The organism is Pirellulales bacterium (assembly GCA_035533075.1).
In the GTDB taxonomy this organism is placed as follows: domain Bacteria; phylum Planctomycetota; class Planctomycetia; order Pirellulales; family JAICIG01; genus DASSFG01.
The window spans coordinates 1-25290 of the sequence record DATLUO010000219.1; the positions used below are offsets into that span (position 1 = coordinate 1).

Genomic DNA, 25290 nt, shown 5'->3' on the forward strand with positions numbered 1-25290 from the left:
AGGAATAGGCCGGCGACCGGTTCCATGCGCCGTTTTGCCCCGCGTTCGTCGCGTAATGCGCGTGCGCAAAAAAAATCGTGGGGCTGAACTGGCCGGCGTCGGTCGGATTGTCGCTGGGACCACTGTAGCGGTGTAAGGCAAAACCGTTGCTGCCGCCGGTGGCAGAGGGGCAAAGAAAAACGGGCAGCTTCGTCGCCACCAGCGCGGCGTTCTGGGGCGCCCAACAGGGGAGGTTGAGGTTCAGGCTCTGATACAGGGCGTGCTGCTCGACGTAAGGAAGCAACAGCGTGCCCCAGCCCCACCCCGTCAATCCGTTTGAGCCGTCGTCGGGATACGCGAGGCCGTAGGCGGTGCCTGACTGTCTCGCTGACGTGAGCAGGTACGACGGCGGGAATACTTTGGTAACGCTTTCATAGTTGGCCAGGGCGACTCCGATTTGCTTGAGGTTGTTGACGCACTGCGCGCGTCGCGCCGACTCGCGTGCCGCTTGCACTGCCGGTAGCAGCAGGCCCACCAGCAGTCCGATGATGGCGATGACCACCAGCAGTTCGACAAGGGTAAACGCACGGCGTCCACGGCGGCTGATTTCCACGGGTTCCACGAAGCACACCTCCTGTTTTTGAACGGCAAAACAAACTTTTGGTCACTCAAAAAGAACGACGCCGAGCAGTGTACCAGGTGCTTTTTGATTCGTCAAACATTATTTTGCCAGGTCGAAAAACTGCCTCGCGGGAGGCCGTGCCGAAGAGCACAGTCCACGTATCGCGGCACCCAAACCACGCGATTTGCCCACTTGCCCAAAAAAAACCTTGACCGGTCTCTTTTTGGCTGCATAGACTTAACTGGATGATGCCGATGAAACAAACGGCACCATCCTCCTGGTCCAGGCAAGTGGTCCGGTTTCGAGATTCGGGCAGGCGACAGGAGGCAAGAGAGTGGACATAAAGCGTTCGCACACGGTTCTTTACCGCTTTTTCTCAGGGCTGGCCGAGTACACCTTCGAAGCTCGGCTGGGCGTGGCCGACCCTCCGCTGGTCGACTACATTGCCTTGCTGTTGACCCGCTTCATGCACTGCGACGCCATCTACCAGGTCCGCAATCCCTCTGGGCGACGCCTGGAAGAGGTGGCCCAGATGCTCGTGGAGGCAGACGCGCGAATCGGCAACCCGCGGCGAGAAGTCCACCGGCACATCGGCGACTTCACGCTGTTTTGGACGGGCGTGTATCCAGAGGCGTTGCGGCGACTAAAAGACGCCTCGCGGCTCGATTACTTCGTCGACTATTGCGAGCAGGGCAAGCGCGCCTACCACATCGCGGCCACGATCGAGACCGCCGGGAACGCCCAGGAGAACGAAGTGCTCGAACGGTTGAGCCACGACTTTGAGCTTTGCGCTTTCGGGCTGGGCGAGCTCCGCCGCGAATGGGAACGCCGCGATCCCGAGGGCGGCCTGTCGGGGCCGATCATCATCAACTAGCTAGCGGGCAAACCGAGCCGCCTTCGACATTCGTCGAGCATTTCCTTGGTCCGGCTGGCGCCGCAACGGCTGACGCCCAAGTCTCGCACCTTCAGCAGCGTGTCGAGATCGCGCACCCCGCCGGCCGCCTTCACTTGCACCCGCGGGGCGGCGTGTTTTCGCATCAGCGCCAGGTCTTCCATCGTCGCGCCGCCGCTCGCGTAACCGGTCGAGGTCTTCACCCAATCGGCGGCAAGCTCGCTGCAGATTTCACAGAGCCGGATTTTCTGGGCGTCGTTGAGGTAGCAGTTCTCGAAGATCACTTTGACCTTTTTGCGGGCGGCGTGCGTCTCTTCGACGACGGCGCGGATGTCGTCGCGCACATAGTCCCAATTTCCGCTGAGCACCTGCGAGATATTCACCACCATGTCGAGCTCCTGGCCTCCGTCGGCCAGCGCCTGCCTGGTTTCGGCGAGCTTGACCGCGGTGGTGTGGCCGCCGTGGGGAAAGCCGATCGTCGTGCTCGCCTTCACGCCCGACACGGCCAGCAGCTCGGCGCAGCGGTGCAGGTAATACGGCATGATGCAGACGCTGGCCACCTGATAGTCCACCGCCAATTGGCAGCCGGCATCGAGTTCGGCCGTCGTCAGCGTGGGGTTGAGCAGCGAGTGGTCGATCATGCCGGCAATCTGAGCGTAAGTGTAGTTCATAGCGGCAGTATATGCCTCGAGCGCCTTCAGTGGCAGACTTGTTAACCGCGGCGGGGTTCAGGCGGCGCAGCACATCGAAGCACTGGCCTTCGGTGCCGTCGCTTCGTAACGTGGTGATATGAACATCCTCCTCCCCCACGACGGAAACCAGGCCCGCGGGCTGGCTGGTTTCGCCATCGACTTTCTGGCCGGCAAGTTCGATCCGCCGGGCGAGCGGGCGCTGCGGATGGTCGATCGCTTCCATCTCGACAGCATGGCCTGCGGCGTCTCCGCGATCGCCTGCGGCACGAACGCGCCGAATGTGCTCCGCAGCGAGGCCTGGGAGTACGCTCATCCGCTAGGCGTGCCGTGCTTTGCCTCGCAAATCAAGGTGATGTCCGAAAAGGCGGTGCTGGCCAATTGCTCGGCCGTGCGCGAATGGGACGCCAACGGCACCAACTTCGGCTACGATCCTTCGCGCGGCGCCACGGCCGGCGAATTCGGACACAACGACTTTTATCCGGTCGCCGTGGCCGCCGCCCAGCAGCGCGGGCTCGACGGTCGCGCCACCTTGCGGGCCATGCTGCTCATCGACGAAATCCGCGGCCGTCTGGCGGAGGTCTTTTCACTCAAAGACCACAAGATCGATCATGTCGTCCACGGCGCGATCGCGTCGGCGGCCGTGTATGGCGCGATGATGGGCGCCACAGTCGACCAGATCGAGTCGGCGCTGGGACTGTTGGTGGCTCATTACGTTCCCTTCCGGGCCATCCGGGCAGGCAAGCAGCTTTCCGATTCGAAGGGCGCCTCGGCGGCGATTAGCGCCGAGATGGCGGTGGCCAGCGTGCGGCGTGCTCTGCGCGGCTTCGTGGGACCGGCCGACATCTTCCGCAATCCCGAAGCGATCTTTTGCCTGTTCGAGCCGCCGGCCAAGCCAGGCAGCAGCCCTTTCGACCTGCGGCTGACGGCTTCGGGCGACGACTTTGCCGTGATGGGCATGCACTTCAAGCTCGGCCTCTACGAGCACCAATCGGCCGGCGCGATCCAGGGCCTGATGGATCTGCTCCAGCAACATCCGCAACTGCTCGACGACGAACGGCAGCTTCGCAAAGTGCGGATCAGCATCTATCAGCCGGCCTTCGGCATCATCGGCGACCCGGCCAAGCGCGACCCGCGCACGCGGCAAAGCGCCGACCACTCGATGGTCTACATCATCGCCACGCTGTTGCGAAAGGCGTTCGAGACGAAGCAAGCCGGCTGGCGCGAGCTGCTGCTGATGCCGGCCGATTACGACGACACGAGCCTCGTTCATCCGCTGACGCGGCGGCTGATGGAGCGGATTGAGTTCCGCCACGGCGGCCGCGACTATGACGAAAAATACCCCAATGGCATTCCCACCACGCTGGAGATCGAGCACGACCAGCTAGGCCGTTTATCCAGCGGGCTGGTGATGTACCCGGCCGGGCACGCACGCAACGCGACAACCGACTTGGACGGGCTGCTGGCCCACAAATTTCGCTTACTGGCATCGTTGGGCGTCGTTGACGTCGACGCGCTATATCAGCGGTTCACGAACCTGAGCGAGAAGTCGGCGCGGGAGATTGCGGCGATTTATGACTTTGAGTTGATTGGCCGCATAGCGGCCACAGAGTTTAGCCGTGGGCGCGAGCCCACGGACGACGTTGCAAATCCCTCGGCGGAGCCGCGTAGCGGCGGCAGAATACGCGAGTGAACCTCTGTCGCCGCTACGCGGCTTTGTTGGCACTCGCCGAATGTTACCGTGGGTTTGCATCAACTAGATCATACCCGGTAGGCTGACCCGCTGGAACCGATGATGAGCCGTTGGGAGCCTCAACGATGACTGTTCATAGCCTCTATTTTCCAGCGATCTGTTTGGTGGCACTAGCCTTTCATGTTGCCCCGGTTCGCGTCGCGGCCCAGAGCGGCGGCGACGACGCAACGGCGATCGCTCCGCCGGCGGGCCTGTTTGTCTGCCGAGGTCCAAGTCCGACGCCCGAAAAGGAAGTCGATTTTCCCTTTATCGACGGCTGGCTGGTGCGGCCCGGCTGGAACCGGGTCGAACCCAAGGAAGGCGAATTCGACTTCAGTTACATCGACGCTGAGATTGCACTGGCGAAGCGGCTGAAGAAGAAGATCACGCTTTGCGTGTTGGGCGGACCGCAGACCCCGGCCTGGGTGTTTGAAGCCGGCGCGCCGGAATTCGACTATTCCATGCCGTTCGGCAGGATACGGTCGGCGAAGATTCCACCGCTTTGGAATGAGGTCTATTTGCAAAAGTGGACGGCGCTCATCCGCGCCTTTGGCGAAAAGTATGGCGACAATGAGACGGTCCTGCTGGTCCATATCACGGGCGCGACCGCCAACGGGCTGGAGATGCAACTGCCGTTCATGCGCAGAGACCGCGAGCGGTGGCAGATGCTGGGTTTCACACCGGAGAAGGTGATTGCCGCCTGGAAGCCAATCATCGACACGTTTGCCGAGGCGTTCCCCGGCAAGCCGCTCGACATCGACATTCATCCCGTGTTGGGAACCGACCGGGTGGCCGAGGAGGTGGCCGCTTACGGCTCCGCGAGGTTGGGCCGGCGGTTCGGCATCTTTTCCGGCTGGCTGAGCGGCCGCAGCCCCGAACAGGACCGGCACCACGCGGGCATGTTGGCCCTGGCCGAGAAATACGGCCCCAAGGGATTCGCCGCCTTTCAGATGATCGCCAGCGAGTCGCGCACACCGCAGCAGTTTGCCGAGGGCGGCATAAAAACCGCTATCAACCAGGGACTATCCTGGAACGCGCACTACTTCGAGATTTGGGAGCTCGATGCCATGAACCCCGAACTGCACGCGATGCTGACGGAGATGGCGGTCAAAGTGAAGAAGTAAGCACGGCCCGTCACACTCCCAAGGGAAAATCCGTCGCATCAAGCCAATCTTCGAGGGCCGACCACTGCCGGTCTTCGTCCGCGGCGTCCGCGCCGCTGGGCGGATGCGTGGCGCCCACCTTTGGCGGGCGCAGGCGGATGTTCTCGGCGCGGAGCGGAGGAGAGCCGATCTCGGCGCCGCGCCGATAAACCGGTCGAGCTGTTCGCCTGTAGTGTGAACTCTTTGACCACCAGGCGGCGCGTGAGCACGTAGCAGCGAAACAGCATCAGGGCCGGCACCACATGGTTGAACCAGTCTTCCAGGGTTGTCTGCCCGTGCTCGACGGCCAGTGCCGGATAGCGAAAGGTGTTTGGCCCATCGGCTGTTCCCAACAGCGCGCCGTTTGCTACCATGAAGCCGGACTGATCACCGGCCCTCACCAGGAGAAAAACATGGCCCGAACACCCAGCACGATGTTGCCGCTTGGCACCCAGGCCCCTGATTTTTCGCTGCCGAACATCGACGGCCGCACCGTCTCGCTGGCCGATTTCCAGGACGCGCCGGCGCTGGTCGTCGCGTTTATCTGCAACCACTGTCCGTTCGTGAAACACGTCGCGCCCGAGCTGGCGCGGCTGGCGCGAGACTATCAGGCGCGCGGCGTGGCCGTGGTGGCCATCAATTCCAACGACGTGGCCTCCTTTCCCGACGACGCCCCGCCCAAGATGGCCGAAGAGGCCAAGAGCCGCGGTTACACGTTCCCTTATCTCTACGACGCGACGCAAGCCGTGGCCAAAGCCTATCGCGCGGCCTGCACGCCCGACTTTTATCTGTTCGATAAGGCACAGCGATTGGCCTATCGCGGGCAGCTTGACGCCAGTCGTCCCGACAGCGGCGTGCCGTTGACGGGGGCCGACCTGCGGGCGGCCCTCGACGCCGTGCTGGCCGGCAAGTCGCCTTCGCCCGACCAGAAGCCGAGCATCGGCTGCAACATCAAGTGGCAGGCCGGCAACGAGCCCGACTACTACGGGCACATCGCGAGCTAAGGATTTTTGGCGCATGCCAGTCTCACCGTACAGACGCCGCAGGGCAGCGCGTGGATGGTGGTTTCTTCTGCCGGGCCTCATAATCTTGGCCTGCTCGGTCGGCGTCGGACCCGCTGAGGCCTACCCGCCCGGCAGGCTCACGCCGGTCGCCAAGATCAAGCTGTTTGTGCCCACGTACTTTTACCCGGCCGGCGAGGGACTGAAAGAATGGGAGCGGCTGATCTCCGCCGCCCAAACGGTCCCGATCGTCGCAATCGCCAACCCGGCCAGCGGGCCCGGCGACCAGGACGACCCGAATCATGCCAACATCATTGGCCGCGCGACGCAGGCGGGCGTCACCGTGATTGGTTACGTGAGCACGCAATACACCAAGAAGCCGCGGGAGCAGGTCAAGGCCGAGGTCGATCGTTGGACGCAGCTTTACCCGGCGATCCAGGGCATCTTTTTCGACGAACAGTCGAGCGACGCCGCTCAGGTGGACTACTATCGCGAGCTGTTCGATTACGCCCGCAAGAAAATCAAAAACGGCTTCGTGGCTTCCAATCCCGGCGTGGCCTGCGACGTGGCCTACTTGACGGTGGCCCGGCCGGACCTGATTTGTGTCTTCGAGCATCACCAGGGATTCGAGGAGTTTAACCCGCCGACCGGATGGGGCGACGATGCACGACGCCACGCGGCCGTGGTCCCCTATCAGACGGCCGATGCCGCTCAGATGCGCGATCGCCTGCGTCGCACGGCGCAACTGCACCTGGGCTACTTTTATGCCACCGACGACGGCGGCGCCAACCCCTGGGACCGCCTGCCGACCTACTGGGACGACGAAGTCGCCGCGGTGCGAGAATTGAACCGTGCCCGGAACGGCCGAGAATGAGACGCTTTGCGCGGTAAGGGTTCTGGACAAACCCCGTCGTCCATGCCAGAATGGGGCCGCTTTGCCCCCCGCTTTCTGGTGATTTTCCATGTCACGCGGCCCGATGTTCAGCTCCGGCGATGGGGCCGGGGCGCCCGAGGCGACGTCGCTCAGCCTGCTTGAACGCCTGCGCACGCAATCGCCGGACGCCTGGCGCTCGCTGGTGGCGATCTACAGCCCCTTGATCTACCGCTGGTGCCGGCGGATGGGCGTGGCGAGCAGCGAGGCGGCCGATGTTTCGCAGGAAGTTTTCCGCTCTGTGGCGCGGCAGGTCGGCGAGTTCCGCCACAGCCGGCCGGACGATTCGTTCCGCGGCTGGCTCTATACCATCACTCAAAACAAGGCGCGCGATCACCTTCGCCGCCGCCGGGCCCAGCCGCAGGCCGTCGGCGGCAGCGAGGCCCAACTCCAGCTCGCCGCTTTGGCCGACCTTGCGGCTGAGGACGACTTTTCCACCGACGACAGCGGCTCAGCGGACGACGACCAGAGGCTGCTCGTTGTCCAGGTGCTCGAACAATTGAGCGGCGAATTCGGCCAGCCGGCTATAACTGCTTTTTGGCGAATGGTCGTCGATGGCCACGCCGCAGCCGACATTGCCCGCGATTTGAACATCAGCCCGAAGGCCGTTCGCCAGGCAAAGTATCGCGTTTTGCAGCGGCTGCGAGAGGAATTGAAGGAGCTGGAGTGACCCGCGTCACGGCAATCCAAGATCCAAAATCGAAAATCCAAAATCCGGCGTGGCGCTCGTGCGTTGTTCTTTATAGGTGAGCATACCATCCATTTCCAAGGTCCCGGCCATGAGTCACATAAACTGCTTGAGCCAACAGGAACTTTCCGACTATTGCCTGGGCACGCTCGATCCCAAGCTCGCCGACGACGTCGCCGATCACGTCGAGCACTGCCCGCGGTGCGACTTTACGCTCCGGCAACTCGAGGCGCAAGGCGATACGCTGTTTTCGTCGCTGCGGGAGCCGGTGTATGACGATCCCTACCTTCGCGAGCCGGAGTTGAGCCGCGTTTTTGATTTGGCGGCCGCCCTCGCGCCGGCGGCGGCTTCGGGACCGGCCGTCGCCGAGCAGCTTCGCGATTATCGGCTGCTGGTCCGGTTGGGGCAGGGTGGCATGGGCACGGTTTACAAAGCGGTGCATACCCGCTTGGACAAGCTGGTGGCGGTCAAGCTGCTGCCGCCCGACCGCACCCGCGACCCACACGCCGTGGCCCGCTTTCAGCGTGAAATGAAGGCGGTCGGCAAGCTCGAGCACCCGAATATCGTGGCCGCGCACGACGCCGGCGAGGCCGATGGCCGGCACTACCTGGTGATGGAATACGTCGAGGGACTCGATCTCGCCGAAGTCTCGCGCCGCGCGCGGCCGCTCGCCGTGGCCGACGCTTGCGAGCTGGCCCGCCAGGCGGCGCTGGGACTCGATTACGCCCACCACCACGGCCTGATTCACCGCGACGTCAAGCCCTCGAACCTGATGCTCACCGCCGACGGGCACGTGAAGATTCTCGACCTCGGCCTGGCCTTGTTGCAGGGCGAGCCGGTCGCCGGCGGCGAGCTGACGGGCACGGAGCAACTGATGGGCACCACCGACTACATGGCCCCCGAGCAGGCCGGCGACTGCCACGGCGTCGGCGGCCCCGCCGATATCTACAGTCTCGGCTGTACGCTCTACAAGTTGCTGACGGGCGTAGTGCCCTACGGCGGTCCGGCATTCGCGACGTCGATGAAGAAGTTGCTGGCCCACGTCAACGCACCGGTGCCGAACCTGGCGGAGCGCCGTGTCGGCCTGCCCGATGGGCTGGTAGCCGCCGTGGAGCGGATGATGGCCAAGCTGCCCGAGGCACGGTTTGCCACAGCGGCCGAGGTGGCGGGCGCGCTGGCGCCCTTCGCCGCCGGCAGCGACCTGCCGGCCTTATTCGCCGCCGCCGCGCGGAAGACCGCATCCGGCGCGGCGCAAACGCATGCGTTACCCACCGTCGCGTCGGCGGCGCCGATTCACGCGGCCTCGCTATCGCAAATCGCCGACACCAACGACTATCTCTCGTCAGCACTCAGCGGAACGGAGGACGACGTCTCGGACGTTGCCCCAGCGGAGTCTGCAGGGAACGCCCTCTGTGGCGTTCCGCTGGCCGCGGACCCAACGTTGCCGACGGTTACTCGGAACGCCACCGAGGGCGTTCCCTACAGAATTCCGCCACGCCGGCGACTGCTCGTCGCCGCGGCCGGCGCCGCGGCGGTTTTGCTGATGGGCGTCGTGATCATCGTCAAAATGCGCGACGGCTCGACGCGCAGGTTCGAGGTTAAGGGCGACGTGAAAGAATTCACGATAACTCCCAAGGACGATGCCGATGCCACCACGACGCCCGCAGACCCCAACCGCGAAGTTGTGAAATGGGTGTTCGAAGTAGGCGGGAACGTGGCGGCCGTCAATCGCGAGGCGTGGGGGTGGCCAAGCAAGTGGCCGGAAAGTCCGTCTGACGTGCCAGACGACTCCGATGATTTGATGATCCTACTCATGGATTGTCAAAAAGTTACCGATGCCGACCTCAAGCGTTTCAAATCGCTTACCAAGCCGTTTTGGTTGTGCCTGACGCGTACGCACATCACCGACGCGGGGCTCGCGGAGCTGCGCGGGCTGCCAAACCTACGCATTCTCATTCTTGACGAAACCGCGATTACGCGCGTCGGACTCGAGAACCTTGGCACCCTGCCCAATCTTGAAACAATCGAGCTTCAGCGCACCGCAACGAGAGGCGCTGACCTAGGGCTTTTGGCCAACTTTCCAAAATTGGGACTCGTCGGCGTCGGACCGCCGCATTTGAGCCTTGAAGGGGTCGAGGTGTTGTCGACGATGCCGAACGTCTCTGTCGGGTTGACCGCTGTCGGGGAGGCCGACCTGAAATATTTTGGCAAACTGAGCCATCTGCAGTCGCTCTCCGTTGGCGGCAAGGAATTCAACGACGCTTGCCTTGAACCGCTCGCCAGTCTGACGAACCTGACGGTGCTGGGCCTATGGGACACGTCGGTCGGCAATGCCGGTATTGCCCGACTTCCGCTTCAGGCGCCTCGCCTCACGGTCCTGAGTGTCTCCTATGGTCGGCTGACCGACGATGCCGTGCAGCACCTGACCAAGCTGCGGAAGCTCGATGGCTTAAATCTTCTCGCGACAGGAGTGACGTCCGCCGGCGTTGCCGAACTAAAGGCCGCCTTGCCGAATTGCAAAATCCAATGGACGGATTCCGGCCGCACACCGGCTCCGTCCGAGGCCGACCGCGAAGTCGTGAAATGGGTATTCGGCGTAGGCGGCCGAGTAGCGGCCGTCGGTAAAGGGCCGTGGGCCTGGCCGGGCAAGTTCCTCGAACGACCGTCGGACTTGCCTGACGACCTCGACCAATTGAGTATTGTGCTTGCGAATTGTAGGGAAGTGACCGATGCCGACCTCAAGCGGCTAAAATCACTCCCCAAGCTATTTGAGTTGAGCCTGAGCGGCACGCGCATCACCGATGCGGGGCTGGCCGAGCTTCACGGGTTACCGAACCTCCGAGTGCTATATGTAGACGAGACTGCGATCACGCGCGCCGGGGTCGAGAAGCTTGGCGTGCTGCCGAATCTTGAAATGATCCGTCTTGGCGGTACAGCGACGACCCCGGCGGATCTGGTCCTGCTCTCGCGGTTTCCGAAGCTCGCTTTCATACAGCTTGGCCGCGCTCAATTGACCAACGAGGGAGTCGTAGTGCTCTCGGCTATGAAGACTATCGATTCGCTGGAGACGAGGAACGATGTCGGCTTGGATGAGTTCGGGCGCATCGCCAATCTAAGTCAACTGCGACATCTTGCCGCCGTGGGTGAATCATGCAGCGACGCTTGCCTCGAAACGCTCAGCAAACTAGCGAATCTGAACGACCTGTTGCTGTATTCGACATCGGTGACCGATGCAGGCATTGCCAGCCTTCCCCAGGTGGCTCCGGGACTCGTCTTCTTGACCGTCTCCGGAGGGCAAGTGACCGACGCGGCTGTCAAGCACCTGGCTGCGCTGACGAAGCTCGAAGTCGTGAATCTCCGCCAAACGCAGGTTACCGCCGCGGGCGTTGCCGAGCTACAGGCCGCCTTGCCGAATTGCAAAATCACTTGGACCGATGGCAGCATCACGCCGCCTGCCCCGTCGGTCGCCACCGATGCCGACCGCGATGTCGTGAAATGGGTATTCGATATTGGCGGGCGAATTTCGGTTGGCGAGGGCGACGTTTGGGCGGCGGCAAAGGCAATTAACGATGCGTCTGGTCTGCCTGTCAGGTTTGGCAGCCTGGTGATCGGTCTGTCCGATTGCCCAAACGTGACCGACGCCGACCTGAAACGGTTCAGGTCGCTGAGCAAGCCATTCGGGCTCGCGCTTGGCGGAACGAGCATCACCGACGCGGGGCTGGCGGAACTGCACGATTTGCCGAACCTACGATACCTATACAGGCTTACCACGGTCACTCGCGCCGGGCTCGATAGCCTCGGGGTTCTACCGAATCTTTATAACATCGAACTCAATGGCACATCGACGACCGACGCGGACCTTTCGCTCCTGTCGCGGTTTCCCAAGCTGCATAGTGTTGCACTCGCACAAGCGCACCTCACCGATCGGGGAGTGCAAGTGCTCGCCACCATGCCGAAGATCGTCGCGCTGTACGCTGACGGCGCCGCGGAAGCCGAAACCGAGCGGATTGGCAATCTCAGCCAACTGCGCACTCTTTCCGTCGGGGGCAGGCAATTCAACGACGCTTGCCTTGAGCCGCTCAGCAAACTGACGAACCTGATCAGCCTGGGACTATATAACACTTCGGTGACCGACAAAGGCGTTGCCAGGCTTCCAATCGTCGCGCCGCGGCTCGACTACCTGAATCTCTTTGGAGCGCCGGTGACCGACACGGCGTGCAAGGAGCTGGCCGCGTTGGCGAAACTGAAGGCCCTGGTGCTGACCGACTGCCGCATCGGCGACGCCGGCCTGGAGAAACTGTCGGCGTCATTGGGCCTTGAACTAATTGAACTCAGCGGAACCGACGTTACGGACGATGGCCTCAAGCATTTGCACAGGCTCGTCAACCTGAAGCAGCTCGATCTGACCAACACGCAGGTCACCGCTGCGGGCGTCGCCGAGCTGAAAACGGCGTTGCCAGGCTGCAATATCCAAAGATGAACCGCGGGCCGGCTATGAAGTGCATTTGGAGTTTTCGCGACAGGTTGGGCCTCGTTCGGCACTTTCTTCTTAGGCGGCGATGGGCGGGCGTTTTTCTGTGTCGGGAAATCCGCTCAACGGCGTTAATACTCATGAAGCTGGAGTGTTACAGATAAGTGGAGAACATGACCACCAGAACCACGGAGTTGAATCATGACATTTGACGCTTACCACAAATGGCTGGGCATTCCGCCGGCGGAGCAGCCGGCGAATCATTACCGCTTGTTGGGCATCGCCACTTTTGAGGACGATCCCGACGTGATCGAGACCGCCGCCGATCAGCGGATGGCGCTGCTGCGCACGTTTCAAACCGGGCAGCACTCGGCGCTGTCGCAAAAGCTGCTGAACGAGCTCTCCGCCGCCAAGCTGTGCCTGCTCAAGGCGGAGAAAAAGGCCGCCTACGACGCCGAGCTGCGCCGCCGAATCGACGCGGCGCAGGCGCCCAAGCCGGTGATCCCGATGGCCATGCCGCTAACGGCTTCGCCCGTGCGACCGTTGGAGCCGACGCGCGTGGCAACCGAAGCGCCGGCCTTGATCGTCACCGACGGCGGCGCCGCGCGGCATTCCACGCGCAAGCGCCGCCGAGGGCTTGGCTCGGCGGCCTCCGCCTGGTTGGCCCTCGCCGCGGTGGCGATCCCGGCCTTCGCGTTCGTGGGCTACTCGATTTGGAACAAGCCCCGTCCCGAGCAGAAAACACCGCCGGCGGCACGGCCGATGGTACACGAGTCAGCGGGAACAGATAAGCCACAACCGAATCCGCCTGCGCCGCAGCCGGCTGAACAGCCGATGCCCTCAACCGGCGGCAGTCAGCCGGAGCCTCCGCCGACGGTCCCCGAGCTTGCCAGCGGCAATATCATCTCCGACGGCTTCGTACCCTTGTTCAACGGCAAAGACCTCACTGGCTGGAAGACGCACCCGAACCAGCCGGGCAATTGGCGCGCGGAAGACGGCGTGCTGATCGGCTCAGGTCCGGCCGAAAGCAACCTTTACAGCGAACGCGGCAACTTCACGAACTTCCATTTGCGAACCGAAGCATCCATCAACGACGGCGGCAACAGTGGCGTGTTCTGCCGCTCGCGCTTCGGCCCGGTCAGGCCCGCTGACGGTCCTCGCTGGCCCGACGGCTACGAAGCGCAGATCAATAGCACACACTCCGATCCGAACAAGACCGGCAGCCTCTACGGACCGCGAGGCGCCGTAGTCGGCATCGCCAACTCGATTGTGCGGCCGAACGAGTGGTTCAAGTTGGAACTGATTGCCGCCGACAGCCACCTTGTCGTCAAAGTCAACGGCCAAACGACCGCCGACTATGTTGACGCTGACCGTAGCTTCCCGATGGGCCATCTCGCCTTGCAGCAGCATAATCCGCAGACCGTCGTCAAGTATCGCAAGATCGAGATTCGCGAGGATCTGCCGATCAACCAAATTGCCGTGAACGGCCCGCACGTCGAACCAGCGGGACAAGGCGGATCCGCATCGAGTGAGGCGCCGGTTGACACGCCGGTCGTCAACAATCAACGTCCGCAATCAGTTGCATCGTCCGCGCCAGGGCCAAAAAGCGACGTGAAGCCCGCCGGGCCTACCGCCAAGCTACCGTCGCTCGCCGATCTGGCGAAGGAAAACGACCCGGCGGAAAAGGCCAAGCTCACCGCGACGGAAGCATTCTTGCTAAAGCAGCACACGGAGGCGGTCACGCGCATCGCCTTTCACCGCACCATGCCGCTCTTGGCCTCGGCCGGCAAAGACGGCCAGATCCTCCTCTGGAACCTGGAAACGCGCGCGTTGCAGCTCCTGGTGCATAAGTTCAATGAAGAATCTTGGGCGGTCAAGTTCAGCCCCGACGGCAGCATGCTCGCCTTGGCCAATCGCAATTGGTGGGGCAGCAGGTTATTGTTCAAAACGCCCCTGGGTGTGCAGTTGAATGAAATCAAGGACTTCAAGAAGAGCGGCGGCGGAGCGGTGGGCTCGATCGCCTACAGCCACGACGGCCGCTTGTTCGCCGCCGGTCAAGACGATGGCACCATTCGCCTGTGGGACGTGGCCCAGTTGAACGAAATCGCTCCCGTCGCCTTCGGCTCGGAAAGCAGGATCTACGCCTTGGCCTTCGGGCCCCTTGCCGGCGATCGAAAAAATAAGCGCACCGAATACCTACTGGCCGCGGGAGGCACGGACGGCGAGCTCAGGACGCTGGCCGTGACCTATGGCAAAAGCAAGGCGGGCGACCGGTGTACCTTCCAACCGACCGCCGTGCAGTTTGCCAAGGCGGGCGAGGTGCGGGGCGTGCGGTTCAGCCCGGACGGTAAGCTTTTGGGGTGCGGGCGTCGGGGAAGCGTTGCCCTTTACCATCCGCGAACGGGCGAAAGCGTGCGCCAGCTTGCGGCCGACGGTGGCACCGTCGAATGGATCGCGTTTCACCCGCATCGCCCCTGGTGTGTCACGGCGCACAACAACGACCATGTGGCCCGCATCTGGAACACCGAGACGGCGGAGCTGCTGTGCGAATTGCGCGGCCACACCGGGGGCGTGATGTGCGCCGAGTTCAGCCCCGATGGCCGCCACGTCGCCACGGCATCCGAAGACTTTTCGATCAAAGTCTGGGATCTGGTCGGAGCCGACGTGCCCGCCGCGCCGAAGAAGGGAAAAAAGGCCAAGCCGGTCCCGTTGCTCGTCGGAGACTAATTCCTGACCGCCGAGGCTGATCGAGGATGTACCACGAGATGCCTGAAAGCAGCCTCCGGCGTTCGCCAGTCAGCGTCGTTCGCTCCACCGTCGCCATGCAAAACCTCTTTGAGCGCGTTGACCGGATGATGCGGCGAGCGCGTTATCGACTGCCGACGCCCGCGCCGGCCTTTTCGCGCTCCTGAACGGTCGCCAGGAAACTCGATAACTGTTCGATCGGCGGAGAGGAGCGAAAGACCTCCAGTTGCTGAGGCGTCGCCGCCGTGAGAATTTCGACGGGACTCTTCACGGCGCACCCCTCCAAGACCATTCCCAGCACCATCTTTGGCAGGGCACGCGCAAAAGCGGTCTGCTCGGGAGTAAGTTGCCGACCAACGATCTCCTCCAGCAGGCGCGGTTCTTGAAAGAAGACGACTTCCAGCGAGGGAACGGCGACCACGATTTCCACGGGGACGCCCGCCGCGAAACTCGTGACCGACTCCTCAAGACTTAATCGCCGCTCCTCGATACGCTCCTCGTCGACCGTCTCGGCGTTCACCACAATCGCCAGCGGCTTCCTCTCGTCCACGAGCAGCGATACCGCAATCGAGTCGACGGACGAAAGGCTCTCCGCGGCCAAAAAACCGATTCCCGCCAACAATTGCCGCGGGAGCAGGCCCTTGAGCAATTCAACGTCCGACCGTCCCACCGTCATGATGTAGGCAATCATAAGACATCTCGCTCCAGGACGTTGTAATTCGGCACAGCCAGTTCGATGCACTTGCGGTGCTTCAGGACCAGCAAATCCGCAATGTTCTCGTTGGCCAAGGCGAACTCCACTTCTCCACCGCTCCACAGGAGTATCGCCTGAGGCAGCGCGAAGGATGCCAGTAGCTTCGCCGATGGTGTAAAGTCGCTGGTGCTGAACAGTACGCCGATCGTGCCAGACGGCCGCCGCAGCAGTTGACTGCGGACTTTCGCGATCGGCGCGAAAGAGACGTTTGCCCGGCTGTCCTTGCTTTCGATCAACGCCCTGATGTCTTGATAATACACGGCCCCGTCAATTTGCTCCACCTCTTCGCTTAGCAACTCGACGGAGTAAGGCCAAGTCACTTGCGCCCCGCCGTGCTCGAACGCGCGGAGGACGAGATACTCGAACGCTTTGCCCGGTTCCCAACCGGGCGTGTCGCGCCGCTTGATCGCCAACCAGAGATCGCGCAATCGTGTCCAGTCGAGCGCACCGATTGCGGCCTCGTATTCCTCCGTCTTGGGCACGCTTGAGCGCCTCGTTGAATCCTTACCGAACCAATCTCCTTCCTCGTCAACCTGAGCATAGCCGAAATCCGGCGCCGTGCAATATGCCAATTGCTTTCCGCATGCCGCCTTGCTTCAGCCCCGATGGCCGCCACGTCGCCACGGCATCCGAAGACCTTTCGATCAGAGTCTGGGAGCTGGTCGGAGCCGACGTGCCCGCCGCGCCGAAGAAGGGAAGAAAGTCCAAGCCGGCCCCGTTGCTCGTCGGAGACTGATCCCTGACCGCGAATTCTAACAGCCGTCATCCAGCCGTCTCGAATCGTACGCGCCGAGCGACCTCGCGATCACCAGTGTCTGATCCGCAGACCTCGTGACCGACTCGACGAAGTACTGGTGCCGTTCGGCGATCGGGTAGACGCGATGCCGGTTGCCGACAAGTCTGACCCGGCAGGCGAGGAAGGTGCGGTGCAAGGGATCTTCGCCTAGCCGGGTGTAAAGGCTGGCCGCGCGGTCGCCGAACAGCTCCTGGCCGTCGCGGATGCCCCCATACAGGCGAAAGACGGTCGTCTCCGCCAGGGCCATCCAATGCCTCTGTCGCAGCTCGCGGCCCACGTCCAGTCCTCCGGGGCCGAGCTTCGCCTCGTCCCGGCGGGCGAAAACGTCGTCTTGCACCGTCGCCAATACCTTCGACAGCTTGGAGCGATCGCAAGGAGCCGCCAGAAAGCCCGCCACGCATTCTTCCCCCGCCTCGCCAGCGCGGCAGACGTCGGCATGGCTGCCGACCGCGATGATGCATGTGCCGCTCAACGCCAGCCCGCGGCAAACCTCCGCGGCGGCGGGAATCGTCCAGTCGATCAACGCCAGATCGGGCCGGAAACCCAAAGCTTCCTCCAGCGCGGCCTCGGCACACGAGGCGGCATGCACCTGATGGCCCATGAACCGCAACAACCCGGCTACGCCGTCCGCGGCCAGACGACCGTGATCGACGACAAACACGCGAAGAGACATGGCGGCACCTGGAATTTGGATACGCCGCCATTGTAGCGGCGCGCCGGATATGAACCAAGCAAAGGTCCGCCTCACTCCCCCATCACGTAAGCGAAGACCAAGGGCGCCACGATCGAGGCGTCGGAGTTGATCATGAACTTGGGCGCGTCTTTCTCCAGCTTGTACCAGGTGATCTTCTCGTTGGGCACCGCCCCCGAATACGAGCCGAAGGAGGTCGTCGAGTCGGAAATCTGGGCGAAATAGCTCCACAGCGGCACGTCTTTTTCCAGGTCCTGGATGATGAGCGGCACGGCGCAGATGGCAAAGTCGCCCGCAATGCCGCCGCCGATCTGAAAGAAACCGAGCCGGTGCCGCTCGGCGTTGTCGAGATACCAACGCACCAGGTGCTCCATCTGCTCCGTGCCGCTCTTGATCGCCGAGTGGCTCTTGACCTTTTTCTCCAGCACGCGGGCGGCAAAGATGTTGCCCAGCGTCGAATCTTCGTAGCCGGGCGTGTAGACCGGAATGTTCATGTCGTAGGCGGCCCAGACCCAGGAATGCTCCTTGGGAATCTGACGCACCTTGTCGAGCGTGCCGTCTTCGATCAGCCGGTAGAAATACTCGGTCGAGAAGTACGACTCGCCCTTTTCGGCGGCCGCGGTCCAGTATTCCAGCAGCTTGTGTTCGATATGCCGGATGACCGTTTCGGGAATGCAGGTGTCGGTGACGCGGTTGAAGCCGTCGTCGCGCAGGGCCAGCTCGGCGTCGGGCGAAAGATCGCGATAGTGCGGCAGCATGCGATATTCGTCGTGGGCCACCAGGTTGAAGATGTCTTCCTCGAAGTTGGCGGCCGTGCAGGAGATGGCGTGGATTTTGCCTGCCCGAATCATTTTGGCCAGCGAGATGCCCAGTTCGGCGGTGCTCATGGCGCCGGCCATGGCCAGCAACATTTTGCCGCCCTCATCGAGGTGCCGCCGCCAGGCACGAGCGGCATCGACGGTCTCCCGCGCGTTGAAATGCCGGAAGTGATGGTCCATGAAGTGGGTGATGGTCATGATGCAAGTCATCCTTTGAAGCCAATCTTGTCGCGCACCGCCTCCGGCAGGCGCTCGAGCAGTCGGCTGTGCTCGGCCAGCACGCGCAGGATCGCGGCCATGTCGTTTTCGATCCGAGCGAACCTCTCGTCGATCCGCGCGAACCTCTCGGAAGTGATGCGTTCGATCTCCGCCATGCGGCCGCGAAATGCCGCCTGATTCTGAATCAATATGGCCATTGCTTCGCCGAGGCGGTCCTGGCCGTTTTCTGTCGTCGCTTTCTTTGCCATAGATTGAGCACGCCGTGTTCAAGAACCCTCGGCAGGGGACGTCGTCAACGCTGACAACACCGAGCCATTTGGAGTGTTGGCTGCTTCAAGAATCGTAGTTCATCAAGGTCGCTGAGGCAATGTCGGCGAGGGACAGCGTTGGTAACTGACCCCTACCTGGCCCATCTGATTGCGAAGGAGCGGTACGGTGCGAGGGCAGCGCGTCGGACACGTTTGCGCGAAAGTCTCGCTCACGTTAGGATGGCCAGCATGGTCCCCGGTAAGCTGCCACATGATCCGAAGCCGCGGCCGAACCACCGCCGCTATATCGAAGTGTTGCGGAAAATGACGCCGGAGCAGCGCCTGGCAAAGGCGTTTGAATTATCGGAGATGCTGAAGGAGCTTCGCTTGCGTGAGCGCTTTCCTGAGTTGGACGAAGCCGCCTTCCATCGGCTCTTTCTCGACCGGCTCGCGAAGTGTTACAACCAGAACTATTAGCGCCGGTCGTTGATCACTCTTTGAAACCTGTTTTGTCGCGAACGGCTTCGACAGACGCGATCGTCACTTCTCCGAGGGTTGGGTGCGCCGTTGCGATTCAATGAAATGTACCCATTCTGGCAACTGCTGCCGAAAGTTGGGCGGAAAAGTGTGAGCGCTCGCGCCTGGCGTGATCAGCAATCGGACATTGGCGCCCATCTTTTCCGCCAGGCTTGCGTCGGACCGGGTGCTATGTACCGTCATTGGATGCTCGCGCTCCCCGCAACACAGCACATAGGCCTGGCGTCGATGCATTGAGCTGCTGCGGATCTGCCGCAAGTCGCGTGGTTTCTGTGAGCCAGGCGACAGGACAATCGCCCCGGCGAATTCCTCCGGGTACGTCATGGCGATTTCGAAGGCCATTTGCGCCCCTTGTGAGAAACCAAGCAGAATGACGCGCCGATTGTCAACCTGCTCCTGCTGAGCAACTTCGCGCAGTGCCTGGCGGACGCGCTCGGAGTCTCGGACCACGTCTTCAGCCCAAACAAACGAGGTACGTCCTCGGGGCACAGTCCCGCTAACCGCGACGAACGCCATCGCCAGTTGGTCGGCAAACGGCTGATAACCAATCGGAAAAAAACTGTGGGGATTGTCACCCAGGCCCGGCAGTCCTAACACGACTCCAACACGTGTGCCGGGCGCCAGTTCTTGCGGCATGACGAACGATGTGGCCGGCTGCCCCTTGCTGGCCCAATACTGATTTGTTGCTGCGAGAAACGGAGCAAGTTGTGCCCAGCGCCGGTCGCTCCGGACCGCGTCAAGGTCGTAATCTCTTCCGGCCCACTCAGCGTCGACGCCGTCACTTAGCGAGGCATCTTGCAACCAATAGATTGCGCTGTCTACGTCCCCGATGCGCGAATAGTAACAAGCCAGGTCGTACCTTCCACGGTCATTGGTGTGGACCGCCCAGTATTGCAGCGTCACCGCATCCACATAGTTGCCTTTTTGGGCGGCTTCCCGGGCGGCGCCCGCCAGAACCGGCCCCATCAAGCTGGATAAGTCTTTGCCTTTCCATAGTGCGTTTGGCGGCGCGGGCGGAGACAACTGAATCGGCACCAACGGCTTCCCATTCTGGTCGAAATTCGAGTATGCTCCGCCGGCGCCGCAACCAGTAGAGGTCGACAGCAAACACAGCGAAAAGAGAGCACAAACGACAGTGCCTAGCGGGCGGCGAAGCCGGCAATTGCGTTGCCTAATAATGCCAGCGCACATGATCGACCGCCTCACGTTCTGGACGCGAACCTGATAGTGAGAATAGCCCGCTCGCTGATCAGGATCAAGCAGCGCGGACAAGCCCGAAAACCCTCAAGCTATTTTGGCCGATGGAACGATTCAGGTCCATCCGGCAACGGGCTATCTAAACGTCGCCCGGCGTGATGAGTTACGATCCGCTCGGTCTATTGCACCTGAGCGGTCTGCGTTTGCTTGGCCTGCTGAAGCTGATCGTAGGCGGCTTTTTCGGCGGCGGCTTGCTGAGCGGCCGTCTGGGCGGCTTGAGCCGCGGCTGACATGCCCTGAGACTTGGCGGTGCGCTCGGCGACCAACTTATCCGCCTCGGCCTTCTCGGCCGATTTCTTCTCAGCCGCGGCCTTGGCGGCGGCGATCTGATCGGCGGCGGTCTTGGCCGCGGCCGCCTTGGCTGAGAAGTCGTTGGCCGCGGCCAACCGCGCCTCGTCGGCCTGCTTGGCAGCGGCGGCCGATGCGGCGGATTTGTCGGCGGCGGCCTTTGTGGCCGAACGTTTGTCGGCTAGGGTCTTTTCCGCGGCGGCAAGCTCGGCGGCCGCTTGCTCGACACGCTTCTTATTGTCGTCGTTGGCCGCTGCGGCCAGCGCCGCCGCGGCTGCTTGCATCGCGGCTTGTTTTTCGGCGATCAGCTTGACGCCTTCGGCCTGCTCGGACGCCGCCTTGTCGAATGCCTGCGCGTCGGCCGCGGCCGCGTCGGCCAGCGGCTTGGCCACGGCGGCCTTTTCGGCCACCGTCTTCTCGGCCGCCACGCGCTCGGCCTCGGTCTTCGCCACGTTGGCCTGGACCGCGGCCAGCGCTTGATTGGATGCCTCAAGTTCTTTGACACGCGCTGCGGCGACCGCTTGCGCATCGGCCAACTCCTTGGCGGCTTGCTGAGCGGCGGCCGCGGCCGCGGCGGCTTGCTGGGCGGCGGCGCTGGCCACCATTTCCAAGGTCGGCGGATTGGCGGGAAGGTGGGCGATCAGCTTGCCGTCGGCGGCATTCCACATGCGCACTTCGCCCGTCCAGTCGCCCGCCACGACACGGGCACCGTCGTGCGTAAAGGCGACTTCCATCGCCAGATCGGCGAAGGCCTCGAAGGCCCGTTGCTGGCCGCCGTTGCCGTCCCACATTTTGACCTGCTTGTCGCGGCCGGCCGAGACCAGGCGGCCGTCGTGCGTGTACTCCACTGAAGCGGTGCCGCCGCCGTGCGCTTGCCAGTTCTTGATCTGCGAGCCATTCTGCATCTCCCACAGGCGGACCGTGCCGTCCTCGCTGCTGCTGGCCAGCACGTTGCCGTCGTCGCGCCAGCTTACGTCGGTGATCGGCCCCGTGTGCCCGGTGAGGTTCTGATACTCGCGGCCCGTGTCGGCCTCCCAGACGAACAGTCCGCCGCTGCGGTCGCCCGTGGCCAGCAGCACGCCGTCGGGACTGAACTCGACGGCGGTGATCCAATCGGTGTGCTTCTTGATTTCATACTGCAGCGCGCCGTCGAGCGCGGAATAGACCCGCACCACGCGGCGCGGGCCGCCCAAGGCGATCAGCGTGTGATTGTTGTTGATGTCGGCCGCCAGCACGGTATCGAGCTCGTCGCCCACCGCGAACACGCGCTCGCTCGTCTTCACGTCGTAGACGGCCGCCAGTCCCTGCTTGGCGCTCCGTCCGCCGCCGGCCAGGAGCAGCGCTCCGGTGCGGCTGAACTTGAGCACTTGCGGCACGCCTTCGGGGAACGGTAGCACGGCGAGAAGCGCCGCGGTGTCGGAGTTGTACAGCGCGATCTGCTTTTGCCCGGCGATGGCCACCAGCGGCGCCCAAGGGCTGGAAGCAATGCCCGTCACGGCCGCAGCGCGCGGCGTATAGACGACCGGCTGCCGCACGACCTTGCCCGCTTCGGGCATGGCGACCGGTCCCGTCGGCTTGCCGGTGCCGGCGGTCACCTGCAGGTCCATCGACGGCTTTTTCTTGATCTTGGCGATCGACCCGGAGTTCTCCAACGCCCCCTCCGCGATCCACTGCTTGAGGATGGCCAGCTTGGCGTCGGCCAGCTTGGGCTGCTGCGGCGGCATTTCCGGCGTTTCGGTGTGCGAGACCAGCGCCCAGAGCCGCGAGGCATCGGGGTCGCCCGGCTCGATCACCTCGCCGCTGGCCCCGCCCCGCATCAGGGCCGCGAAGTTATCGAGCGCCAGGTCGCTCTTTTGCGTGTCAGGACCGTGGCAGTTGTAGCAATGCTCGCGAAAGATCGGCTGCACGTGCTCGGTGTAGTTGATCTTGGCCGCGGCGGGAGCGGCCGGCTTGGCCTCTTCGGCGAATGTCGGGCCGGCAAGGAAGAGCAGCATCAAACCGAGGGGGAATTGCAAATTGCAAATTAGTCGGCGCACGCGGTGTAGGTGAAAGCGCATTGAGTCTCAGGTTATCGTCTGTCGGTAGGGTGGGTCTGTTCTCGTGAGCCGGCTTTAGCCGGCTTTGATCGTCTGCCACCAGCTTTAGCTGGTGGGTAGCGAGGCAATCTATTATGTTTGAGCCGGCTTCAGCCGGGCTTCTCGACCATATCGCCGCGTCGAAGACTTGTTGCGGGCAAGGGCTAAAGCCGCCATCGAGAAGTCCGGCTAAAGCCGGCTAACAAATGTTATTCTTAACCGCAGACCACCGGCTAAAGCTGGTGGCAAGCAAGTCAAGTCCGGCTAAAGCCGGCTCATGATTCTCCCGGCGTTAATGGTTGAACACAAACTCGCGTGAATTCAAAACGGCCCAGAAGACGTCTTCCAACGCCTTCTGCGGCTCCTTCTCTTCGGCCACGGCGGCTTTGACCTTCGCCAGCTCGTCGGGCGTCGGCTTGCGCGTGAGGCAACGGACGTAGATCGACTCGATCGCCTGGTCCGGCGTCTTGCCTTCCTTCAGCGACCGTTGAATCAACCCGCCGTTGCGGATCTTGCCTTCGATCGTGTCGCCGTTGAGCATGTGCAACGACTGCGACAGGTTCGGCTCCGTCTTGACCTCGCACGAGCAGACCGTGTTGCGCGTCGAACGGCCGAACGTGTTCAAGAAGTAGGTGCTGCGGCTGCCGTCGGCAATTTGCACTGCCCGTGAGCCGAGCGGCAGGCCGGGGAATTTGTCTTTGGCATCGGTGGCTTGGCTGATGCAATCGAGCAGGTTTTCGGCCCGAACCCGGCGGATGCGGGAGTGGGCGAAGTTCAGCTCGTCCGATTCGTTGCTGGCGTTGCGCTCGCTGGCCCGCTGATACGTCTTCGAGTTGCAGATGTCGCGCACGAGCTGCTTGAAGTCGTAGTTGTAACCGGTCAGCTTGTCGCCCAGGGCCTTGTAGAGTTCGGGGTTGCTGGGCGGATTGCTGATCCGCACGTCGTCGACCGGATTGACGATGCCGATGCCAAAGAAGTGGTCCCAGACGCGGTTGGCCACGCTGGTGGCGAAGTACGGATTTTCGGGCGACGCCAGCCACTGGGCCAGCACTTGCCGGCGGTCTTGTCCTTTCACTTCCGGCTGCGGGCCGCCCAGGTATTTCGGCGGCATCACGCGGCCGTCGACCGGGTGCTTCACTTCGCCGCCGCCGGAATTGAACACGATCGTCTCGCGGTAATCTTCGCCGCGCTTGCGGCCGATCTGCGAAAAGAACGCCGCAAAGCTGTAGTAGTCGTTCATCGTCCAGCGGTCGAACGGATGGTTGTGGCACTGGGCGCACTGCGTGCGGATGCCCATGAACACCTGGGCCACGTTCTCGGCCGTTTTCAGCGTATCGCGCTCGACCTCGAAGTAGTTCGTCGCCGGGGTCTTGAACGTGCCGCCGGTGGCTCCCAACAGATCCTGCACCATCTTGTTCAGCCGCACGTTGTTCTGAATCTGCTGCGAGAGCCAGTTGGCGTAGAGATAGGCCGACTTGGCGCTCACCTGGTTCGTCGACCGGATCGTGAGCAGCTCGGCCCACTTCATGGCCCAGATTTCCGAGAACTCTTTCCGCTCCAAGAGCCGGTCGATCAGCTTGGCCCGCTTGGCCGGATCCTGGTCGGCGAGAAATTCGGCGTGTTCCTGCTCGGTGGGCAAGAGACCGGTGACGTCGATCGTCGCTCGCCGTAAGAAAACTTCGTCCGTGCAAAGCTCGCTGGGCAGAATGCGGAGCTTCTGCAGCTTGGCGTTGACGAGCTCGTCGATGTAATTGACCGGCGGATCGCTGGGCGGCGTGTACTGGATGTCCTTCGGCAACGCCAAAACCTGGCTGCCGACCGTATGCGTCTCGAAGCGGGCCATGACGAACGCTTCGCCGCGATTGGCCGCCGTCACCAGCCCGTCGGGCGTGATCGCCGCCGAGTTGTCGTTGTTCGTCAGGAACACGGCGAGATCCGTCACGTCGCGGTCGGTGCCGTCGGAATACTTGGCCCGCGCGATCATCTGCTGCGTCGCCCCCGCGCCTTCCAGCACGACCTGCTTGGGATACAGTTCAACATCGAGCACCTTTGCCACTTCACCGGCATCATAAGGCGCGCCCGCTTCGAGCCAGCGCAGCAGCGTGCGATAGTACTCGCTGTCGCGGTCGAAGCGTTTGCCGCCGGTGTGCTGCACGGTGCCGTCGATCTTCTCCATCAGCAAGCTTTCGGCCGGCAAGGCCAGGTTGATCCGTCGATAGCCCATTTCGTGCGTGATGCGAAAGTGGTCGCCGGCCGGATCAAAGCCGAAGAGCGAAATGCGGAAGCCGTCTTTGCCACGGGCTGCACCGTGGCAGCTTCCGGTGTTGCAGCCGGACCGCATGAAGACCGGCATCACGTCGAGTTGAAAGCTGATCGGCCGGTCGGCGGTGGCCTGCTTGACGGTGACGGGCACCGGCAACGTCTGGCCGTTGAAAGCGACTTCGAGCGTGGTCTGTCCGTCGGCTACGGGATAGAGCGTTGCGCCCTCGAGTTTGGCCAGGGCCGGATTCGCCAGTTTCGCTTGGGCCTGGCTTGTGACATCGAGCGTCACACCGTCGGCCCGCGTGGCCACCACGATGAACTTCTGGCGGTCGCGATTGGTGCTCAGTTCAACATCGGGCGGAAAGACCTCTACTTTCGCGATGGGGGCGTCGGCGGCGGCCGTGGAAACCAACACCGATGCGAGCACCAAACCAACGAGGGGAACTTGCAAAT

At 62.8% G+C, this 25290-nt stretch carries 20 protein-coding genes; 9 read left to right on the forward strand and 11 right to left on the reverse strand.

Annotated elements, in window-relative coordinates; genetic code table 11:
• On the reverse strand, positions 1-601 hold a 601-nt coding region (locus tag VNH11_28000), incomplete at its 3' end, for a DUF1559 domain-containing protein (protein ID HVA50230.1).
• Positions 602-935: 334 nt separating this feature from the next.
• Between VNH11_28000 and VNH11_28005 the strand changes: the two genes are divergently transcribed.
• Positions 936-1475 (forward strand): hypothetical protein, encoded by a 540-nt coding sequence (locus VNH11_28005; GenBank protein HVA50231.1) that lies wholly within the window; start codon positions 936-938, stop codon positions 1473-1475.
• On the opposite strand, the gene deoC is transcribed toward VNH11_28005, so the two are convergent.
• On the reverse strand, positions 1472-2164 hold the full coding sequence (gene deoC, locus VNH11_28010) for a deoxyribose-phosphate aldolase (protein ID HVA50232.1): 693 nt from the start codon (positions 2162-2164) through the stop codon (positions 1472-1474). The two genes, VNH11_28005 and deoC, sit on opposite strands and share 4 nt — an antisense overlap.
• 118 nt (positions 2165-2282) lie before the next feature.
• Between deoC and VNH11_28015 the strand changes: the two genes are divergently transcribed.
• Both VNH11_28015 and VNH11_28020 read left to right on the forward strand, forming a co-directional pair.
• The gene (locus VNH11_28015; GenBank protein ID HVA50233.1) at positions 2283-3875 is read left to right on the forward strand and encodes an MmgE/PrpD family protein; all 1593 of its coding nucleotides are present in this window, start codon (positions 2283-2285) and stop codon (positions 3873-3875) included.
• Between the two features lie 125 nt (positions 3876-4000).
• On the forward strand, positions 4001-5038 hold the full coding sequence (locus VNH11_28020; GenBank protein HVA50234.1) for a beta-galactosidase: 1038 nt from the start codon (positions 4001-4003) through the stop codon (positions 5036-5038).
• A 38-nt stretch (positions 5039-5076) separates the two neighbouring features.
• Here VNH11_28020 and VNH11_28025 read toward each other — a convergent pair whose 3' ends face one another.
• Entirely contained in the window at positions 5077-5430 is a 354-nt protein-coding gene (locus VNH11_28025) for a hypothetical protein (protein HVA50235.1), read from the reverse strand.
• Positions 5431-5469: 39 nt separating this feature from the next.
• Between VNH11_28025 and VNH11_28030 the strand changes: the two genes are divergently transcribed.
• The 5 genes from VNH11_28030 (at position 5470) to VNH11_28050 (ending at position 14874) form a co-directional block, all read left to right on the forward strand.
• Positions 5470-6060: a thioredoxin family protein gene (locus VNH11_28030; GenBank protein ID HVA50236.1), complete on the forward strand. Its 591-nt coding sequence runs from the start codon at positions 5470-5472 to the stop codon at positions 6058-6060.
• An 85-nt stretch (positions 6061-6145) separates the two neighbouring features.
• On the forward strand, positions 6146-6931 hold the full coding sequence (locus VNH11_28035; GenBank protein ID HVA50237.1) for a spherulation-specific family 4 protein: 786 nt from the start codon (positions 6146-6148) through the stop codon (positions 6929-6931).
• 88 nt (positions 6932-7019) lie between these two features.
• Positions 7020-7658: a sigma-70 family RNA polymerase sigma factor gene (locus VNH11_28040; protein ID HVA50238.1), complete on the forward strand. Its 639-nt coding sequence runs from the start codon at positions 7020-7022 to the stop codon at positions 7656-7658.
• A gap of 109 nt (positions 7659-7767) precedes the next feature.
• Positions 7768-12156 (forward strand): protein kinase, encoded by a 4389-nt coding sequence (locus VNH11_28045; protein ID HVA50239.1) that lies wholly within the window; start codon positions 7768-7770, stop codon positions 12154-12156.
• A gap of 192 nt (positions 12157-12348) precedes the next feature.
• Entirely contained in the window at positions 12349-14874 is a 2526-nt protein-coding gene (locus tag VNH11_28050; GenBank protein HVA50240.1) for a family 16 glycoside hydrolase, read from the forward strand.
• A gap of 142 nt (positions 14875-15016) precedes the next feature.
• Here VNH11_28050 and VNH11_28055 read toward each other — a convergent pair whose 3' ends face one another.
• The 5 genes from VNH11_28055 to VNH11_28075 form a co-directional block, all read right to left on the reverse strand.
• Positions 15017-15583, reverse strand: a complete 567-nt coding sequence (locus tag VNH11_28055; protein HVA50241.1) for a hypothetical protein — start codon at positions 15581-15583, stop codon at positions 15017-15019.
• On the reverse strand, positions 15580-16128 hold the full coding sequence (locus tag VNH11_28060; protein ID HVA50242.1) for a restriction endonuclease: 549 nt from the start codon (positions 16126-16128) through the stop codon (positions 15580-15582). The genes VNH11_28055 and VNH11_28060 overlap by 4 nt, the downstream gene beginning before the upstream one ends.
• Before the next feature lie 270 nt (positions 16129-16398).
• On the reverse strand, positions 16399-17115 hold the full coding sequence (locus tag VNH11_28065; protein ID HVA50243.1) for a hypothetical protein: 717 nt from the start codon (positions 17113-17115) through the stop codon (positions 16399-16401).
• Positions 17116-17186: 71 nt separating this feature from the next.
• Positions 17187-18149, reverse strand: a complete 963-nt coding sequence (locus tag VNH11_28070) for a deoxyhypusine synthase family protein (protein ID HVA50244.1) — start codon at positions 18147-18149, stop codon at positions 17187-17189.
• Between the two features lie 8 nt (positions 18150-18157).
• Positions 18158-18418 carry a hypothetical protein gene (locus VNH11_28075; GenBank protein HVA50245.1) on the reverse strand — a complete coding sequence of 87 codons (261 nt, stop codon included), beginning with the start codon at positions 18416-18418 and terminating at the stop codon, positions 18158-18160.
• 249 nt (positions 18419-18667) lie between these two features.
• Here VNH11_28075 and VNH11_28080 point away from each other — a divergent pair, with 249 nt between their 5' ends.
• Positions 18668-18895, forward strand: coding sequence for a hypothetical protein (locus VNH11_28080; protein HVA50246.1), 228 nt, complete (start codon positions 18668-18670; stop codon positions 18893-18895).
• A gap of 63 nt (positions 18896-18958) precedes the next feature.
• Here VNH11_28080 and VNH11_28085 read toward each other — a convergent pair whose 3' ends face one another.
• The 3 genes from VNH11_28085 to VNH11_28095 form a co-directional block, all read right to left on the reverse strand.
• Positions 18959-19990, reverse strand: coding sequence for an alpha/beta fold hydrolase (locus VNH11_28085; protein HVA50247.1), 1032 nt, complete (start codon positions 19988-19990; stop codon positions 18959-18961).
• Between the two features lie 341 nt (positions 19991-20331).
• A complete protein-coding gene (locus VNH11_28090) occupies positions 20332-22494 on the reverse strand; it encodes a c-type cytochrome domain-containing protein (protein HVA50248.1) in 2163 nt (720 codons plus the stop codon).
• A 373-nt stretch (positions 22495-22867) separates the two neighbouring features.
• Positions 22868-25264 carry a DUF1549 and DUF1553 domain-containing protein gene (locus tag VNH11_28095; protein HVA50249.1) on the reverse strand — a complete coding sequence of 799 codons (2397 nt, stop codon included), beginning with the start codon at positions 25262-25264 and terminating at the stop codon, positions 22868-22870.
• Positions 25265-25290 lie beyond the last annotated feature (26 nt).

Bases quoted from the DNA above. Each gene is read 5' to 3' on its own strand.
- deoC (HVA50232.1), bottom strand. From the start codon at position 2,164: ATGAACTACACTTACGCTCAGATTGCCGGCATGATCGACCACTCGCTG.
- VNH11_28015 (HVA50233.1), top strand. From the start codon at position 2,283: ATGAACATCCTCCTCCCCCACGACGGAAACCAGGCCCGCGGGCTGGCT.
- VNH11_28020 (HVA50234.1), top strand. From the start codon at position 4,001: ATGACTGTTCATAGCCTCTATTTTCCAGCGATCTGTTTGGTGGCACTA.
- VNH11_28025 (HVA50235.1), bottom strand. From the start codon at position 5,430: ATGGTAGCAAACGGCGCGCTGTTGGGAACAGCCGATGGGCCAAACACC.
- VNH11_28030 (HVA50236.1), top strand. From the start codon at position 5,470: ATGGCCCGAACACCCAGCACGATGTTGCCGCTTGGCACCCAGGCCCCT.
- VNH11_28040 (HVA50238.1), top strand. From the start codon at position 7,020: ATGTCACGCGGCCCGATGTTCAGCTCCGGCGATGGGGCCGGGGCGCCC.
- VNH11_28045 (HVA50239.1), top strand. From the start codon at position 7,768: ATGAGTCACATAAACTGCTTGAGCCAACAGGAACTTTCCGACTATTGC.
- VNH11_28050 (HVA50240.1), top strand. From the start codon at position 12,349: ATGACATTTGACGCTTACCACAAATGGCTGGGCATTCCGCCGGCGGAG.
- VNH11_28055 (HVA50241.1), bottom strand. From the start codon at position 15,583: ATGATTGCCTACATCATGACGGTGGGACGGTCGGACGTTGAATTGCTC.
- VNH11_28065 (HVA50243.1), bottom strand. From the start codon at position 17,115: ATGTCTCTTCGCGTGTTTGTCGTCGATCACGGTCGTCTGGCCGCGGAC.
- VNH11_28070 (HVA50244.1), bottom strand. From the start codon at position 18,149: ATGACCATCACCCACTTCATGGACCATCACTTCCGGCATTTCAACGCG.
- VNH11_28075 (HVA50245.1), bottom strand. From the start codon at position 18,418: ATGGCAAAGAAAGCGACGACAGAAAACGGCCAGGACCGCCTCGGCGAA.
- VNH11_28080 (HVA50246.1), top strand. From the start codon at position 18,668: ATGGTCCCCGGTAAGCTGCCACATGATCCGAAGCCGCGGCCGAACCAC.
- VNH11_28090 (HVA50248.1), bottom strand. From the start codon at position 22,494: ATGCTGCTCTTCCTTGCCGGCCCGACATTCGCCGAAGAGGCCAAGCCG.